General features: G+C 41.5%; 17 protein-coding genes. 14 read left to right on the top strand and 3 right to left on the bottom strand.

Features of this window, described 5'->3' with window-relative positions:
- Window positions 1-139: 139 nt before the first annotated feature.
- Both sucA and odhB read left to right on the top strand, forming a co-directional pair.
- Window positions 140-2,995 carry a 2-oxoglutarate dehydrogenase E1 component gene (sucA, locus tag AC0VX7_RS14665; protein WP_475424841.1) on the top strand — a complete coding sequence of 952 codons (2,856 nt, stop codon included), beginning with the start codon at window positions 140-142 and terminating at the stop codon, window positions 2,993-2,995.
- Window positions 2,982-4,274 carry a 2-oxoglutarate dehydrogenase complex dihydrolipoyllysine-residue succinyltransferase gene (gene odhB / locus AC0VX7_RS14660; RefSeq protein WP_475424840.1) on the top strand — a complete coding sequence of 431 codons (1,293 nt, stop codon included), beginning with the start codon at window positions 2,982-2,984 and terminating at the stop codon, window positions 4,272-4,274. Before sucA ends, odhB begins: the two co-directional genes overlap by 14 nt.
- Window positions 4,275-4,908: 634 nt before the next feature.
- Here odhB and AC0VX7_RS14655 read toward each other — a convergent pair.
- Entirely contained in the window at window positions 4,909-5,817 is a 909-nt protein-coding gene (locus AC0VX7_RS14655) for an NERD domain-containing protein (protein ID WP_475424839.1), read from the bottom strand.
- Window positions 5,818-6,109: 292 nt separating this feature from the next.
- On the bottom strand, window positions 6,110-6,244 hold the full coding sequence (gene sda / locus AC0VX7_RS14650; RefSeq protein ID WP_023627756.1) for a sporulation histidine kinase inhibitor Sda: 135 nt from the start codon (window positions 6,242-6,244) through the stop codon (window positions 6,110-6,112).
- Between the two features lie 285 nt (window positions 6,245-6,529).
- On the opposite strand from sda, the gene AC0VX7_RS14645 reads away from it, so the two are divergent.
- The 12 genes from AC0VX7_RS14645 (at window position 6,530) to AC0VX7_RS14590 (ending at window position 15,472) form a co-directional block, all read left to right on the top strand.
- Window positions 6,530-7,663, top strand: coding sequence for an MBL fold metallo-hydrolase (locus AC0VX7_RS14645; protein WP_475424838.1), 1,134 nt, complete (start codon window positions 6,530-6,532; stop codon window positions 7,661-7,663).
- Between the two features lie 316 nt (window positions 7,664-7,979).
- Window positions 7,980-8,549, top strand: coding sequence for an FAD-dependent oxidoreductase (locus tag AC0VX7_RS14640; protein WP_475424837.1), 570 nt, complete (start codon window positions 7,980-7,982; stop codon window positions 8,547-8,549).
- 153 nt (window positions 8,550-8,702) lie between these two features.
- Window positions 8,703-10,343 carry an AMP-binding protein gene (locus AC0VX7_RS14635; protein ID WP_475428159.1) on the top strand — a complete coding sequence of 547 codons (1,641 nt, stop codon included), beginning with the start codon at window positions 8,703-8,705 and terminating at the stop codon, window positions 10,341-10,343.
- A 182-nt stretch (window positions 10,344-10,525) separates the two neighbouring features.
- On the top strand, window positions 10,526-11,095 hold the full coding sequence (locus AC0VX7_RS14630; RefSeq protein ID WP_475424836.1) for an N-acetyltransferase family protein: 570 nt from the start codon (window positions 10,526-10,528) through the stop codon (window positions 11,093-11,095).
- Complete coding sequence (locus tag AC0VX7_RS14625) at window positions 11,088-12,182, top strand: threonine aldolase family protein (RefSeq protein WP_475424835.1); 1,095 nt, start codon at window positions 11,088-11,090, stop codon at window positions 12,180-12,182. Before AC0VX7_RS14630 ends, AC0VX7_RS14625 begins: the two co-directional genes overlap by 8 nt.
- Window positions 12,183-12,362: 180 nt before the next feature.
- On the top strand, window positions 12,363-12,632 hold the full coding sequence (locus AC0VX7_RS14620; RefSeq protein ID WP_102263167.1) for a hypothetical protein: 270 nt from the start codon (window positions 12,363-12,365) through the stop codon (window positions 12,630-12,632).
- 106 nt (window positions 12,633-12,738) lie between these two features.
- A complete protein-coding gene (locus AC0VX7_RS14615; protein WP_475424834.1) occupies window positions 12,739-13,407 on the top strand; it encodes an SOS response-associated peptidase in 669 nt (222 codons plus the stop codon).
- A gap of 106 nt (window positions 13,408-13,513) precedes the next feature.
- Window positions 13,514-13,717: a hypothetical protein gene (locus AC0VX7_RS14610; protein WP_475424833.1), complete on the top strand. Its 204-nt coding sequence runs from the start codon at window positions 13,514-13,516 to the stop codon at window positions 13,715-13,717.
- Between the two features lie 69 nt (window positions 13,718-13,786).
- Window positions 13,787-13,993 (top strand): DUF6501 family protein, encoded by a 207-nt coding sequence (locus AC0VX7_RS14605; RefSeq protein WP_475424832.1) that lies wholly within the window; start codon window positions 13,787-13,789, stop codon window positions 13,991-13,993.
- 133 nt (window positions 13,994-14,126) lie between these two features.
- Window positions 14,127-14,711: a GNAT family N-acetyltransferase gene (locus AC0VX7_RS14600; protein ID WP_475424831.1), complete on the top strand. Its 585-nt coding sequence runs from the start codon at window positions 14,127-14,129 to the stop codon at window positions 14,709-14,711.
- 24 nt (window positions 14,712-14,735) lie between these two features.
- On the top strand, window positions 14,736-15,125 hold the full coding sequence (gene crcB, locus AC0VX7_RS14595; RefSeq protein WP_475424830.1) for a fluoride efflux transporter CrcB: 390 nt from the start codon (window positions 14,736-14,738) through the stop codon (window positions 15,123-15,125).
- On the top strand, window positions 15,122-15,472 hold the full coding sequence (locus AC0VX7_RS14590) for a fluoride efflux transporter FluC (protein WP_475424829.1): 351 nt from the start codon (window positions 15,122-15,124) through the stop codon (window positions 15,470-15,472). Before crcB ends, AC0VX7_RS14590 begins: the two co-directional genes overlap by 4 nt.
- Before the next feature lie 105 nt (window positions 15,473-15,577).
- On the opposite strand, the gene abc-f is transcribed toward AC0VX7_RS14590, so the two are convergent.
- Window positions 15,578-17,299: a ribosomal protection-like ABC-F family protein gene (gene abc-f, locus AC0VX7_RS14585; RefSeq protein ID WP_475424828.1), complete on the bottom strand. Its 1,722-nt coding sequence runs from the start codon at window positions 17,297-17,299 to the stop codon at window positions 15,578-15,580.
- Between the last annotated feature and the right edge of the window lie 135 nt (window positions 17,300-17,434).

Below are 17,434 nucleotides of genomic sequence, written 5' to 3'. Positions count from 1 at the left end.
AGAAAATATCATGGTAGAATATTAATGTAAACGGTTGCTATCAGAATAATAATATTATTCTTTGAATTTACAGTTAAAATTGAGCACTACAGGGTAACAGATAATTAGTGAATATTAGAATTGGCAAGGGGGTTTTTTTGTGAAAAAGCCAGTTTCGGGAAACAGGTTAAAATGGCCAGAATTTCATGGGCCTAACCAGGGGTATGTAGAAGAGTTATATGAAATGTTCCTACAAGATCCTGATTCCGTTGATGCTGATATCAGGGAATATTTTGAACAGAATTCTAACCTTCAATCTCCATCTTCAAATGAAAGTAATCAAGTAATTCCTGCACTAAAAGTGGCAGGATCTCCGGCAAAAATCGCAGCTGCATTAAGATATGCTGATTATATCCGTTCTTACGGCCATTTATCTGCAAATATTTATCCACTGCAGTTTGGTAGCAAAGATCATCAACTTGAGGATTATCAAAAATGGGGATTGACTGAGGCTGATTTGACGGATATGCCAGTGGAGCTCGTCTGCCCTAGTGCTCCTTCTTCTATTAAAAATGGAAAAGAAGCTTTTCAATTTCTTCAAAAGGTTTACTCCGATACGATTGCGTACGAATTTGAGCATGTAAATGAAATGGCTGAAAAGGATTGGCTAAGGCAGAAGGTTGAGTCTGGTGAACTAATTCCTAAAGTTGGAAATGAAAGAAAAACCAGTTTATACGAACGTCTTACAGAGGTCGAGAATTTCGAAAAGTATTTGCACCGGACTTTTGTCGGACAAAAGAGGTTTTCAGTCGAAGGACTGGATTCGATGGTCCCGCTTCTTGATGAGGTCATCAGTGGCGCAGTCAATAGTGGGGTTGAAACAATCAATATTGGCATGGCCCATAGGGGAAGGCTGAATGTCCTTGCCCATGTTTTAGGTAAGCCATATGAAATGATTTTTGCAGAATTCCAGCATGCTCCAAACAAAGAACTTGTTCCATCAGAAGGTTCAATTGGAATTAATTTTGGCTGGACTGGCGATGTTAAATATCACCTTGGCATTGACCGGAAAATCAAATCGGATAACACATTAAACGCTAGACTGACACTGGCCAATAACCCTAGCCACCTGGAATTTGCCGGTGCAGTGGTTGAGGGCTTTACCCGTGCTGCACAGGATGACAGGAATGAACCGGGTTACGCGAAATATGATCCGGTAAAAGCAATGGCCATCCTGATTCATGGAGACGCTGCATTCCCGGGGCAGGGAATTGTGGCTGAAACTCTGAACCTAAGCCGTTTGCACGGATATAAAACTGGAGGAACGATTCATGTAATCGCAAATAACACGATTGGATTCACAACCGAATCAATGGATTCCCGATCCACACGTTATGCCAGTGACCTTGCAAAGGGATATGAAATTCCGATCATCCATGTCAATGCAGATGATCCGGAGGCATGCTTAATGGCAGCCAGGCTGGCATTTGAATACAGGAGTACTTTCGGAAAGGATTTCTTGATTGACTTGATTGGGTATCGACGATTTGGCCATAACGAAATGGATGAGCCAATGACAACAAATCCTGAAATGTATGTGCTTGTCCACAAACATCCGACAGTGAAGAAAATCTATGGTGATAAACTCATAGACCAAGGAACCATGTCGGAAGAGACTAGAACAGAAATTGAACAAAAAGTATCAACCAGGCTGACAGAAGCATACGAAAAAGTTCCGAAAAAAGAGAAGGAAGTAACGAACGAACCAGATATCCCGGATGTAGTGGAAATGGGAATACCAGAGATCGAAACTGGGGTGCCAATCGAGATACTAAGGAAAATAAATAGTGACCTGTTGAATTGGCCAGAAGGATTCAATGTCTTCAATAAATTAGAGAAAATCCTCCAAAGAAGGAAGGATGCTTTTTCTGCGAACGGTAAAATAGATTGGGGTCTTGCAGAAACTTTGGCGTTTGCTTCCATAATTAAAGATGGAACACCAGTCAGACTTACTGGACAGGATTCTGAGAGAGGAACCTTTGCCCAAAGAAATATTGTTTTGCATGACAGCGAAACTGGCGAGCAATTTTCACCGCTCCATGTTTTGCCTGGAGCAAGAGCATCCTTCTCTATCCATAACAGCCCGCTTTCTGAAGCGGCAGTAGTGGGTTTTGAATATGGGTATAACGTATTCGCCCCAGAAACTTTAGTCCTTTGGGAAGCGCAATATGGTGATTTTGCCAATGCTGCCCAGGTACTGTTTGACCAGTTCGTGGCGGCTGGCAGGGCGAAGTGGGGACAAAAATCAGGTCTAGTCATGCTTCTGCCTCACGGATATGAAGGCCAGGGGCCGGAGCATTCGAGCGGAAGAGTAGAAAGGTTTTTAACACTCGCGGCTGAAAATAACTGGACGGTTGCGAACCTTTCTTCAGCGGCTCAATATTTCCATATTCTACGTAGACAGGCTGCGATCTTAAGGCAGGAAGCTGTTCGCCCGCTCGTTTTGATGACACCTAAAAGTCTGTTGAGGAACACTACGGTTGCTGCGGATCCACAACAATTGGCAGAAGGAAGCTTCAAGCCGATCATCGAACAGCCAGGGCTTGGCGGCCAGCCAGAGAAAGTGGAGCGGGTGGTGTTGTGCACTGGAAAAGTGAGCATAGATATCGCTGAAAAGATCCAGCCGGAAGAGCATGGATGGCTGCATGTCTTGAGAATCGAGGAGATCTATCCTTTCCCGCTAGAACAATTAAAAGAAAAGTTAGGCCGATATCCGAACCTAAAAGAAATCGTCTGGGTTCAGGAAGAACCGAAAAATATGGGAGCATGGACTTTTGTTGAGCCAAGAATCAATGAAGCAGCACCGAACGGGCTGGAAGCTTCCTACATTGGCAGAAGAAGACGTTCGAGTCCGGCAGAGGGAGATCCAAACATCCACAAGTTGGAGCAGGCAAGAATTATAAATGACGCACTGACAAGGAGAAATGGAGGAGGAAATGAAAATGGCAGAGATTAAAGTTCCTGAATTAGCTGAATCAATCACCGAGGGAACGATTGCCCAATGGCTGAAAAAAAAGGGTGATCAAGTCGAGAAAGGTGAATATATCGTTGAACTGGAGACCGATAAAGTTAATGTTGAAATTATCTCCGACTATGATGGAGTATTAACTGAACTCCTCGCTGAAGAGGGGGATACAGTGAAGGTTGGGGAAGCCATCGCCATTGTTGGTGAACAGGGCAGCGCAGCAAACGATCAGCCTACTGCAGAGGCAGGCAGGGTGAACGAATCCCCCGATGAACCTGCTAAGCATGAAAATGGCTCGGTCGAAGGACAAAACACCGGGAACAATGCTACTGTTGATCAGTCTAGTAATAATGCAGCGTCGGAGAGGATTATCGCTTCACCTGCAGCAAGAAAGCTGGCAAGGGAAAAGGGCATTGACTTGAGCAAGGTAGCTTCCCAGGATCCACTTGGCAGAGTGAGGAAACAGGATGTGGATTCATATTCTCCAGAGCAAAAAACTAACCAAAAGCCAGCTGTTGAAAAAACTGAAGCACCAAAGACTACTCCTGTCGGTAAATCTGATGATGATAGCCGAGTTGAGCGAATCAAGATGTCACGGAGGCGCCAGACTATTGCCAACAGGCTGGTCGAGGTTCAGCAGACAGCGGCAATGCTTACGACCTTCAATGAAGTCGATATGACGGCTGTTATGGAACTAAGAAAGAAATGGAAGGATCGTTTCTATGAGGAGAATGATGTTCGTTTAGGATTCATGTCATTTTTCACGAAAGCTGTTGTAGCCGCATTGAAGAAGACTCCTTACTTGAATGCTGAAATCCAGGGGGACGAAATTGTTCTCAAAAAGTTTTATGACATTGGAGTCGCTGTCGCTGCCGATGAAGGACTGGTAGTGCCAGTCATCAGGGACGCGGACAGGAAAAACTTTGCCGAGATTGAAAATGATATTAATGAACTTGCTGAAAAGGCTCGCACAAACAAACTTTCCTTGAAGGACCTTCAGGGAGGAAGCTTTACGATTACAAACGGTGGTGTATTTGGATCATTGCTATCAACACCTATCATCAATGGTCCGCAAGTAGGGATACTGGGAATGCACACAATCCAGCTGCGCCCAGTTGCCATCGATAAAGAACGAATGGAAAACAGGCCAATGATGTACATCGCATTATCCTATGACCACCGGATTGTTGATGGCAAAGAAGCCGTCACTTTCTTGAAGCGGATTAAGGAACTGATGGAAGACCCAGAATCATTGTTGTTACAGGGATAACTTTTAAAGCACTGCCGATAATTTTATTGGCAGTGCTTTTTTAATCTAGACTGTTGTTTGAGTCTGGGGGTATTGTAGTGGCGACGTTATTATGACAGGTTTCAGGATGTAGAGCCCAAAGCTGTCAAAAAAGTGCTATTATCTTGACAGGTTTCAAGGTGTGGAGTCCAAAGCTGTCAAGAAAGTGCTGTTATCTTGACAGGTTTCAGGGTGTAGGACCCAAAAGCTGTCAAGAAAGTGCTGTTATCTTGACAGGTTTCAAGGTGTGGGGCGTAAAGCTGTCAAGAAAGTGCTGTTATCTTGACAGGTTTCAAGGTGTGGAGCCCAAAGCTGTCAAGAAAGTGCTGTTATCTTGACAGGTTTCAAGGTGTGGAGCCCAAAGCTGTCAAGAAAGTGCTGTTATCTTGACAGGTTTCAAGGTGTGGGGCCTAATGTTGTCAAGAAAGTGCTGTTATCTTGACAGGTTTCAAGGTGTGGAGCCCAAAACTGTCAAGAAAGTGCTGTTATCTTGACAGGTTTCAGGTTTAGAGCCCAAAGCTGTCAATAATACCGCATTATTCAGTCAATATCCAAAGAGTAAATAGTCATATCTTTACAGAATCGCCCGCAGATCCAGTCCAGGCCAACTCACATCTCATTCAAAATAAACATCCTTAGTCTTTCCAACTGCCTTATAATTCTTCTTCAACACTCTCAAAAATGTCCTCCTACTAACCTTACCATTACACCACTCATAAACGGTTTGTGTGGTGATCTTCTTTTCAGGAAACAGCACCTTGATTTCCTCTATGTGCCGCACGATTGCCTTTTCTATTCTTTCATGGGTACCGCACTTTCCGCAAACGAGGTCGTAATCACCGATTTCGGTATTCAAAGACCCGCATTCCGAGCAAAGCATCCCTTTTTCCAGTTGATCATATTGGTAGTCAGGCAGATTGGCGAATGGATTTTTAACCTGGTGCAGTGAAAGCAAAGCTTGGGCGAGTTTCTTGTGGCTTTCATCCAATTTGGATGGAGTACTGTTTAAGTCTTTTAGGAGCCGATTGACTTGTGTTGGTAGAATGATCGGTTGATCCATTGGGGCATGGTATAGGGTGAACTCAGGATTGTTGAAAATGACGGAGGCACGGACTAGGTGATTCATCTTGAGGTTTTGTAGCAGCTGTCGGAAAAGGGTTTCGCTTCGTGTCAATTGAATGATGGGGTTTTTGTATTCTCGACTACTGCGGACAGAATATAACTTATCCCCTTCGAGATAGTAATCGCCTTCGTGATATTTGACATCATTCAGATAAATTCCATCCTGCGCAATGATTACTTTATCGAATTGGAAATAGGAATTATTCACTTTAAGCAGGAGATCGTCGATGATATATCTTTCTTCGGCTAGATTTTCGGTCATCTTGTCAAATAAGACTTCTCCAATAAAACCCTTTTCCATAGTCCAAAGCTGAAACTTTTCCTGGAATGATAACTCCATTCGTCTGTTTAAAAGCCGTAATGCGATTAATTCCATTGGTTCAGTGCGTGCTTTTAGTAGCATGGTCCACTTCCTTTCTATAAGCTAATTTTAAGCTAAACTCACAATCTAATTTGTGAATTTTTTGTTAACTTTTCACCGTGTAATGTTAAAACCGATTAACAGCAAATGTGGCGCAAAGCTGATTAACTTTTTCACCAACAAACTGCTCAAATGCTAAAAGGGCAACCAAGCGGCTTAAATATTCCCCGGATCAGGACAAACTCTAATTTGTAAAAAAATAAAAAACCGCTTAACTGCCAATCGGCAGCAAGCGGCTTTGTCACCAGGGTAAAAATGTTTTTCTTGTTTCTGATTAACGGTTTTTAAACGGCCTTAGTCCTCTTTTGGATATTTCTGTTTTTAATACTTTTGCCCATTCTTTATCACTTTCCGACTTTAATGCATCACGATACGAGACCACCAACTGTTCATTGCTCATAATTTTCATTTGCATTCCTCCTCGGTAAGAATGGATTGAATTTTCAAACTATATTGTATAGTTTCATTCATTGTAAAGGTTTATTAAAGATTTGAAAACCCATTATGAACAATTTTTATTAGAAATATTTTCTTGTTTTGGAAGCCGCTGAAAAGGCCAAAACATCATAGTCACATTATTAAACAAAAAAAAGCTTGCATTTTATTATTCGAAATTATAATATATACCCATTAGGGTATAAAATGGGGATTTGATACTCGTCTTAATCAATTTTTTACACTGGGAGGAATTATAATGGGAATGCAAGCTATTACTGCTGAAAAATTGAATGAATGGGTAGTAGAAAAGAAAGAGTTTTTTATTTTTGACGTAAGGAATGTTAAGGATTTTGAAGATTGGAAGGTTGAAGGCGAAAATATTGAATATCTCAATACCCCTTACTTCGACTTAATCGATGGTGTAGACGAAGTGGTTGATCAGCTTCCGAAGGATAAAGACATCGTAGTGATTTGTGCTAAAGAAGGCTCTTCTGTAATGGTGGCTGAAATGCTTGCTGATGCAGGATTTGAAGTTTCTTATCTTTCTGGCGGAATGAAGTCATGGAGCGAATATTTATATCCAGTTGAAGTATTTAAAGATGACAAAATTAAAGTACTTCAGTTTATCCGTGTCGGCAAAGGCTGCCTTTCTTACATGGTCCTATCTGAAAACGAGGCACTTGTAGTTGACCCTTCAAGGTTTACAGACCGTTACACTGCAATTGCTGAGAAGGAAAATGTAAAAATCACTCATATTGTGGATTCACATTTGCATGCTGACCACTTGTCCGGAGGCAAGCAACTAGCTGATAACACTGGAGCAAAATATTATTTGATGAAGAGAGAAGGCGCAACATTTGACTTTGAAGCGCTGGAGCAGCATGATAAAATTGAATTTGAGAACATTACTCTTGAAGTTTTGGCTGTTAAGACGCCTGGGCATACCCCTGGAAGTGTTTCATTCTTTGTGAATAATAAACTTTTATTCTCAGGAGACACTATTTTTGTTAATGGTCTTGGCCGTCCTGATTTAGGCGGAAAAGCTGCTGAGTGGGCAAAAGACCTGTATGAAACAGTCTACAGCAAAGTATCGCAAATTGCGGATGACGTTATTGTATTGCCAGGCCACTATGCCGCATTTGATGACGAAGTAAATGCAGAAGGTTTCATTGGAAGCCAGTTAGGTTTGATCCGCAAGCAAAATGAAATCATGGAAGGCAAAACAGTTGAAGAGTTTGTCGACCATGTAGCACAATCAGCATCCAGCGAAACACCACCAAATTTTGAAGATATTGTTGCGATCAACCGCGGGGTTAAAGAAGTGACAGCAGAAGAAGCGATGGAGCTTGAAATCGGCCCTAACCGCTGCGCTGTGCACCACACTCACTAAAAAACAAAAGAGGAGAGCAGTGCTTTCCTCTTTTTATCGTTACCGGTGTGCTCGTAAATGCTTGTGAGGTGAGAATTTGGAAGAGAATAAGAAAACCAACCATTGTGCAGGCGGGTCCTGAGGCATCGGACCAAAGCGTACAGGCGAAGAGGGAAAAGGAAAGTTTTCCGGCTTTCCCCCTATATGACCGGCCACGTACGTATGGCTCCTGGCAGGAGTCATTTATTTGATTTCTAAATTATTTTAATAGTTATTTTCGTAAAATAACCTCCCTTTTTAGTTAGAAGGGAGGCTACATAATCAGGAGGAGTATTAAATGCTAGATGTATTAGTGATTGGAGGCGGGATTTCAGGTGGGTCGGCAGCAATCTACACTTCCCAGGGTGGGTTAAAAACGGCAGTCATTGATTCAGGGAAATCCCAGATCAAACAAGTTTCAAAGCTTTTTAATTATCCGGGAATTAAAGAAATCACCGGTTCAGAACTTCTCGAAAACATTAAAGACCAGGCTCTCGATGCAGGCACTGAATGGATTGACGGGGCCGTGGAAACTGTCAAAAAGAATGATAGCGGCTATTCAGTTATTTTGACTGACGGTAAAGAGTTTACTTCAAAGCATTTGGTTATTGCCACGAATCTTCATACTTCGTTGCTCGAAAGCCTTGGGTTCGAGATGGCAGTAAATGAGAAGGTACCAAGCGGGAAAATTAAAAAGGTTTTGGGCATTGACCCGGATGGCACTACAAAACTGCCTAACCTTTATATCACGAGCTTGTTAGCGGGACTTTCTAGTCAATCCGTCATTGCTGCGGGACATGGCGCTTCTATAGGCATATCGATTGTGTCAAAAGAAACCGGAAAAGCTTATATGTGGCACGACAAATAAGGATGAAGCAGGGAATTTTTCCTGCTTTTTTATATTTTTAGGAAAAAGGGAGGAATACATTCCAAAAATATTGAATATTCAAACTAAGGTGGTATAGTTATTAGTAAACGCTTACATATTTAACTAATTTAGGAGGTTAATAGATTGGAGAATTTGCTGCCATACACTGTAGGTGAATTATTGGAGGTTCAAGCTAAAAAATACCCAGAACACGAAGCGGTTGTTTATGCGGACCGTGACCTGAGGATGAATTACCGGGAGTTCAATATGTTATGCCGCAAAGCTGCCAGAGGACTGATGAAACTGGGAGTAAAAAAAGGTGAGCATATTGCTGCCTGGTCTTCTAATACACCGGAATGGGTGGTGTCCCAGTTTGCAACCGGAAAGATGGGTGCAGTTCTTGTTACTGTTAATACAAATTATCGGACGGCGGAATTGGAATATCTTTTAAAGCAGTCAGATTCGACGACGATTATATTAATGGAACAATTTAAAGACGCGTCTTATATTGACATGGTGTATGAGATTGTTCCTGAGCTGAAAACGAGTGAGCCAGGCAAGCTCGAAAGCAGTACGCTGCCATATTTGAAAAATGTCATTGTAATGGGAGAAAAACGTTTCCCGGGGACTTATAGCTGGCAGGATATTCTGGATATGGCTGATGATGTGACAGAAGAAGAACTGGACGAGCAAATGGCAACTCTAGAGCAGAATGAAGTCATCAATATGCAGTATACTTCTGGTACGACTGGATTTCCAAAGGGAGTAATGCTGACTCACAGCAATATTGTCAATAACGCGTATAATGTTGCAAATGCAATGAAACTTACGGATCAGGACAGACTTTGTATTCCGGTACCGTTTTTCCATTGCTTCGGCTGTGTCATGGGTACGTTGGCTTGTGCCACAGTAGGCGCGACAATGGTGCCGGTCCAGGAATTCAGTCCAAAAGCGGTTCTTGAGACAGTCGAAAAAGAAAAGTGTACTGCGCTTCATGGTGTTCCAACGATGTTTATCGCGGAGCTCAATGATCCCGATTTTGAAAAATTTGACCTTTCATCCTTGAGAACCGGCATCATGGCCGGATCCAATTGCCCGATTGAAGTGATGAAAGCTGTAAATGAAAAAATGGGGGCTACGGAAATAACGATTGCCTACGGCCAAACTGAATCCTCTCCTGTTATAACGCAAACAAGGACGAACGATCCACTCGAATTAAGGGTAGAAACGGTCGGAAAAGCGCTTCCTGAGGTCGAGGTAAAAATCGTCAAGCCAGGCACAATGGAGGAAGTTCAAAGAGGAGTCCAGGGAGAACTGTGCACACGCGGCTATCATGTCATGGACGGTTATTATAAAAATCCTGACGCAACGAAGGAAACGATTGATGCAGAAGGCTGGCTCCACACAGGAGACCTGGCAGTAATGGATGAAAACGGCTATTGCCGTGTAACCGGCAGATTAAAGGATATGATCATTAGAGGCGGGGAAAATATCTACCCTCGCGAAATCGAAGAATTTCTTTACAGACATCCGAAAGTCCTTGATGTCCAGGTTGTAGGAATCCCGGACAGCGTATACGGAGAGGAAGTCATGGCATGGATTATTTTAAAGGATGGAGAATCTGCAACAGCGGATGAAATCAAAGAATATTGCAAAGGAAAAATCTCGAAGCACAAAATTCCAAGATATTTAGAGTTCACTGAAAGCTATCCAATGACCGCTTCAGGGAAAATTCAAAAATTCAAGCTCAGAGAACAGGCGATGGAAGCAGTAGAAGAGCTAAAGAGAGTATAAAAGTCAGGATGGAATCTCAGGATTCCATCCTTTTTTACTCGTGCTTCCGATTGATCACAGAGATTCAAGCAAATAGCAGGAGTTGTCTTAGTCTGTTTACTCTGACTTGAACTTTCCTTTTATATACAAATTAACTCTATATGTCTAAAATTAACTAAAAGGTATATTATGGAGGAACATATATGTTGATAAGTAAAAAAGATTACAATATTAAAAGTTTGTATTATACAATCCGGTCTGCAGTTGAAGCGGATGCAGAGGCTTTGTCTGAATTAAGACTGCAAATCGATGGTGAAACTGAAAATCTCGACAGGGAACCAGGAGAGGCATTCATTGATTCGCAGGGTTTTCAATCTATTATAAAAGCAGACAGTGAGAGTGCCAGAAACATATTTTTAGTAGCAGAAACGAATGGAAGACTTATTGGGTTTTCAAGGTGTGCTGGAAATGACTTGAAGAGGTTCAGGCACAAGGTAGAGTTCGGGGTAGGTGTTTTGAAAGAATTCTGGGGTTATGGGATCGGCAAAAATCTTTTACAAGAATCGATTTCCTGGGCAGACGAAAACGATATTAAAAAAATGACTCTCAATGTGATGGAGTCCAATGAAAAGGCACGGAGGCTCTATGAAAAGCTTGGATTTGAAGTCGAGGGCATAATGAAGGATGACAAACTGCTTTCTGACGGAAATTTTTACAATATGATAGTAATGGGGCGGATCAATAAACAGAATAGAGGGATTAACAATGGTTAGTGCATTACAGGAAGTTTTTAATCAATCGACATATCCATTGCCAGGCCATGGCAGACGAAACGTTCAAGTATTAAAGGATGCTTTTGAAAATATCGATGGACAAATGGATAGTGATATTTACGGAACAGGAAAGGTAATCGAAGCCTTTCAGGATAAACTGGCAGCGTTCCTTGGCAAGGAGAAGGCTGTTTTCTTTCCGAGCGGAACGATGGCCCAGCAAATCGCAATGCGTATTTGGTGTGATGAAAAAGAACTGCAAAAAGTAGCATATCATCCGTTAAGTCACCTGGAAATTCACGAGGAGGATGGGTTAAAGGAATTGCATAATATCAAGACAGTTTTGCTTGCAGACGAAACACGTGTTATCGAGCTTGATGACGTAGTATCCATGGAGGAAGAGGTTGCTTGCCTATTGCTGGAATTGCCGCAAAGGGAAATAGGCGGGCAACTCCCTAGCTACGAAACTCTAGAAGCCATATCAAAATATTGCCGAAAGCATGGCATCAAGCTGCATCTTGATGGAGCCAGACTTCTGGAAGTGCTGCCCTTTTATGAGAAGACAGCATCGGAAGTGTGCGAGCTTTTTGACAGTGTCTATCTCTCTTTCTACAAGGGAATTGGAGGGATTGCCGGTGCAATTCTTGCCGGCGAGGAAACGTTCATCTCTGAATCAAAGGTTTGGAAAAGAAGGTACGGTGGCGATTTGATTAGCCTGTACCCGTATATCATTTCAGCAGAGCATTATTTCGATCAGAAGTCTCACAAAATGCCGGACTACTATGAAGATGCCAAGGAGCTTGCGGTTTTTTATAATTCTTGTCACCACGTAACCACACTGCCGGAAATTCCAGTTTCGAACATGTTTCATGTCCATTTTCCTCATTCTAAAGAGGAAATAGAACCAATTTTGGTAGAAGTGATACACGAAACGGGAGTTGGCATCATTAATCACCTGAAGGCAACTGGAGAATCTTCATGTTATTTTGAAGTGAGTATTGGGGACCGTTATCAGGAAGTTCCAAAAGCAGCCGTGAAAAATGCATTTCTGCAGCTGGATAGATTGATGAAGAACAAATTTTCTTTTTGAGTGTTTTTAATTTTGCAAACAATTAGCACCTTATTGACGAAATTAAGAACATCATTATGAACATTTTGTTACAACTGCACTTGCTTTATATTAATTAATACCATATCTCCCTATAATATAGTGTATACACCTGAACTTGGAACTTGTATGAGGGTTTAGGGATATTGGAGGTATGGTCGTATGAAATGGCTATGGGTTTTATTGCTGTCGATCATAAGTGGTTTGTTCCTTATTAAAGGGATTGAGCTTTGGTCGGTCATTGACCATGTGGATGGGGATGGCATCGGTATAACATTTCTTGGCTTTAGCATAAACGATAGAGTTTTAAATGAAAGTATATCAGGTTATGCACTTGGATTCACAATTGCATCAATCATTCCATTCCTGGTAGCAGCGAATATTGCACTTAGGGTTAAAATGAAAAAGAATCTCAATGCTGAAAAGATATAGATAAGTCAGGCTCAAAGAAGCTTGGCTTATTTTTTTACGACAGAAGATGTTACTTCCTGAAAAGGACGGGAATTATAGTAAAAAACAATCGGTTGGAGGAAAGAAAATGTGTGGAAGGTTTTCATTATTTGAGGATATAGGTTCATTGAAGGAACAATTTCAGTTCGACTTCCCGGATGAACTTGATGCCAGGTACAATATAGCTCCTGGACAGGACATTTTGACGGTGATTGATAATGGGGAAGGCAGGATAGGGACAAGAATGAGGTGGGGATTGATTCCTTTCTGGGCGGATGACGAAAAAATCGGTTACAGAATGATTAATGCTCGCGCCGAGACAGTTGATGAAAAAGCGAGTTTCAAGCATGCTCTTAAACAAAGACGCTGCCTGATCCTAACTGATGGATTTTACGAATGGAAAAAAGACGGCAAACAAAAACTGCCATACCGATTCGGTATGAAAAATAAAAAGGCGTTTGCGTTAGCTGGGCTCTGGGAAAATTGGAATAAGGATGGGAAGGAGATTACTTCCTGCACAATCATCACTACTAGTCCGAATGAGGTCACCGAAAAAATTCATGACAGAATGCCTGTGATTCTTCCTGAAGACAAGCTTGATATATGGCTTGACCATTCTATTGGCCAACCTCAAAAAATTCAACAGCTCTTGGTTCCATTCGATGCCGAATCAATGGAAGCTTATCCAGTTTCCACTGCAATTAATTCGGCCAAAAATGAGGGAAAGGAGCTAATTGCTCCAATTAACAGTTTGTAGGGAAAATTACCCTTTAGCTCCAGGATGTTTAATACAAGTCTTGATTGTGGTATAGAATGACACAGCCAAACACCAAGATGAAAACATCCTGGAAAGAGGGGTTAACATGAATGGTTTTACTAAAACAGGTTTTTATGAACTGATTTACAAAAATGAACGTTTTTCTTTTTTACAATATATTCGCAAAGATGTAATCTGTGATGTTTGTTATATAACTTTGAAAAATGTAATTACTGGCGAAACAATGACTTTTGATAAATCGGAAGTCCGTGGTTTGAAAATAGCCGGCGAGGAAGCGAATGCCAGCTAACTATTGCGTATTGTATCATCTTTTCTTTATACTATAGAGTATGAAACTCATATAAAGGAAGTGCAGAAGATGATCCACACGAACTGGCACGAACGTGAAACGGTTAAGACTCTGAAGTGCGTTCACACAGATGCAAAAAAATACATTGTAAATAACAAGCTGACAACTGGAAAAGTATATGAAGTAAAAAACGAAACCGAAGAATTTTATTTCATTGTTGATAATTCCGGCAAGGTTGGCGGCTATTACAAGGAATATTTTGAAGAGGTAAAATAAGTTCGCAGGCTGTCCGGGAGACCGGGCAGCCTTTCGTTTGGAGATGTCCTTTTTTTTATGAATGAAGGAATTCCCAGACGATCTTCCCCAGTGGTATGATAAAGGAATATACAGCCAATTGGGAGTTGGGAAGATGGATAAAAAAGTCACTCTAGAAGGTAAAACTGTAAAGCTTTTGCCAATGGAAACTAGTCAGCTTGATGGTTTGTGGGAAGCCGGGCAAAACCAGTCTATATGGGAATTTACATCTTCGAAGGTCAGATGCAAAGAAGACATGAAAAAGGTTATTGAAGCTGCAATGGTTGAGAGAGAGAAAGGAACACAGATACCATTTGTTGTTCTTGATAATAAATCTGATAAACTAGTTGGCAGCTCAAGATATCTTGATATTTCAGAAGCGCATAAATCACTTGAGATTGGCTGGACATGGTACAGTCCTGATTACTGGAGAACAAGTGTGAATACAGAAACAAAATTGCTTATGCTCCAACATGCTTTTGAAAAAATGGAAGTAAACAGAGTGCAATTTTGTACAGATTCCAGGAATGTACGCTCGCAAAATGCTATTGCCCGTCTCGGTGCCCAAAGAGAAGGGGTGTTGCGCAAACATCGAATGATCGCTGACGGTTATGTTAGGGACACCGTTGTCTTTAGCATTCTTAAAGAAGAGTGGCCGCAGATTAAAACAGGATTACAAGATAAATTGAACCGAAAATAGCAGTGCAAAAGGAAGGTTATTTCATTGGTATATCTAGGAGTAGGGCTTGGGGGAATGTTAGGCAGCCTCTTGCGGTACTTGGTCAGTCTTAGCACAAGCGAATTATTTAATAATGGATTCCCCATGGGTACATTAATTGCCAATTACACAGGCTCTTTGTTCTTGGGGTGGTTCATGGCCCGCATCATAGCAAGAAGAAAACTGAATCCTGTACTGTCGGCAACAATTGGTACGGGTCTAACAGGATCATTCACAACATTTTCGGCTTTCAGCCTTGAAACGCTGGTAATGATAGAGAACGGCAGTATAGGGATGGCAATATTTTATGTGGTTGTCAGTGCTATTGGCGGACTGATCCTTGCCGCGGCAGGTTATAAGCTTGGCACAGGATTTGGCAGGGAGGCGCGAAAATGATTGGGTTTGTTCTGGTTGCTTTAGGTGGAATGGCTGGAGCCCTATCAAGGTTCGGTGTCCAAAAGTTAATGCCCCAATCGGTGCTGCCTGTCGCTACACTTACTGTGAACCTCCTTGGGTCTTTTCTGCTTGGGTGGATTGTTGGTCAAGGAATCCAGGGTCATTTATATCTTTTTGCTGCCACAGGCTTTATGGGGGCATTCACCACTTTTTCCACACTGAATGTTGACTTAGTCAAGCTAATCAACAGCAATGAAAACAAAGCTGTGATTGTGTATGTAGTAAGTACATATGTCGGCGGCATCTTAAGTGCAGCAGCAGGACTTGTTATTGGAAGATTATTGTAAGAATGGAGAAACACCAGTTTATATGAACTGCACCCAGATGTTAGACACACAATCTAACATCTGGTGTGCAGTTTTTATTTTGCTTGTTTTTTCAATGATCAAAGATTATGATAACTCTTTTTTCTTTTTCAATAGCTCGATAAGGTCCTTGTCAAGTTGCTCATATCCAGGTTCATCCTTGGTCATGAAAGACAGTCTGCCAATGATGGCGTTGATTTCATTTTGGAGGACCATCAATTGTTCTTCTTTTTCCTTGCTGCCTGTTTTAGGAGAAGATTTTTGGGTGTTGAATTCCTTCATGCCAAATTCTTTCCTGATAATCTTTCCGTTATCAATCAATAAAAGTTTATTACTGATTTTCTCTTGAAAATAAACATCATGTGATACAACCAAAATCGAACCCTGGAAATTCAATAAGGTTTTTTCGAGACTTTCCCTGCTGGCCAAGTCGAGATGGTTCGTAGGTTCGTCTAGAATCAGCAAATCGATTTCTGCCAAAAGCATCATCACTAGCTTCACTCTCGTCCTCTCGCCAAGGCTGAGGGTGCTGATTGGTACTGTAAGCTTTTCTTCTGATAGTCCAATATTGGCAAAAATCGTCCTCGCCCTGCCGATTGATTCTCTGTCTGTAAGTCCTGTATATTCCAGTGCCGTTTTATCGAGAGGGAGGTCTGATACATCTTGGCTGAGGTATCCAATCCTTATCGTTTCGCTGGCCCAAACATCACCTGATGTAGCTGTTTCTTCTCCAAGCAATATTTTAATCAGAGTAGTTTTACCGCTGCCGTTGGGACCTAGCAATGCCATTCTTTCTCCGTTGTTCATATAAAAATGGCTCTCTTCAAACAAACAGCGGCGGCCGAAGGATTTTGAAAGCTCGCGAGCTTCTAATATGCGTTTTCCTCTCTTTCGGCTATCCTGAAATTCGAAGCGCACCTTGGCTTCCTCCATGGGCGCTCTAACCTCATTCTTTTCAAGCTCCTGATTCAGCCGTTTCATCTTCGACTTTATTTGGTTATCCATCTTCTTTGCTTTCATACGATGATATTCCTTGTATCCTATTTGTCTTCTTTCAGAGGCCGAACCTTGTTTCGTCGAATCACGGTGAGCTTTTTCAGACCAGTTTTTAAGATTAGCCATTTGCTGTTCAATTTGTTGTTTGTGTTTTTGCTGTATTTCGTATTGATGCAGCTGAATTTCATATAATCTTTCTTTTTCCTGACGGTAAGAAAAGTAGTTACCTTTGAATAATTTTGTTGATCCATCTTCGATTTCGATAATTTCTGCCACGGTCTGGTCGAGGAAATATCGATCATGGGAAATAATGATTACGGCGCCTTTAAAAGTTTTCAATTCGTCTATCAGCCACTCTGCTCCTTGCAAGTCCAGATGATTTGTTGGCTCATCTAATATGAGAAGTTCTGGCCTGCTCGCCCATACACTTGCAAGAGAAACTTTCAACTTTTCACCGCCGCTTAACTTACTCCAATCAGGATCAGCCCAATTAATATCCTTGTTAAGACCTAACTGACTTGAAAGCTGAAAGAGCCCGTTTTCAGCAAGAAAATAGGTGTCCTCAAATTCATGTATGGAATATTCAGTGGATTGTTTAAGGTAGCCAATGCTCACGCTGCTGTTAAAAGTGTCGATTATTCCTTTATCAGGGATGATACTACCATATATAATATTCGCCAATGTAGTCTTACCGGCGCCATTATTGCCGACCAGTCCAATACGGCTGTCTTGTTTTATATCAATTTCTGCATTTTGTAATATTTGCTTTTCATTAAAGCTCTTCTGAATACCTCTTATTTTCATGATTGTCATAAAAAATTCCACCTTTCGTTTTGTAACTATTGAATGAAGGTGAGTATTTTATCCATTAAAAAAACCTCCCAGGTGTCACCCGGAAGGTTCTGCAATACACTCACAATAGATTCAAACGCCACCAAACAAGCATTG

Source organism: Mesobacillus sp. QJM3NY_10 (assembly GCF_056173465.1).
This window is presented reverse-complemented; position numbering and strand designations above follow the sequence as displayed.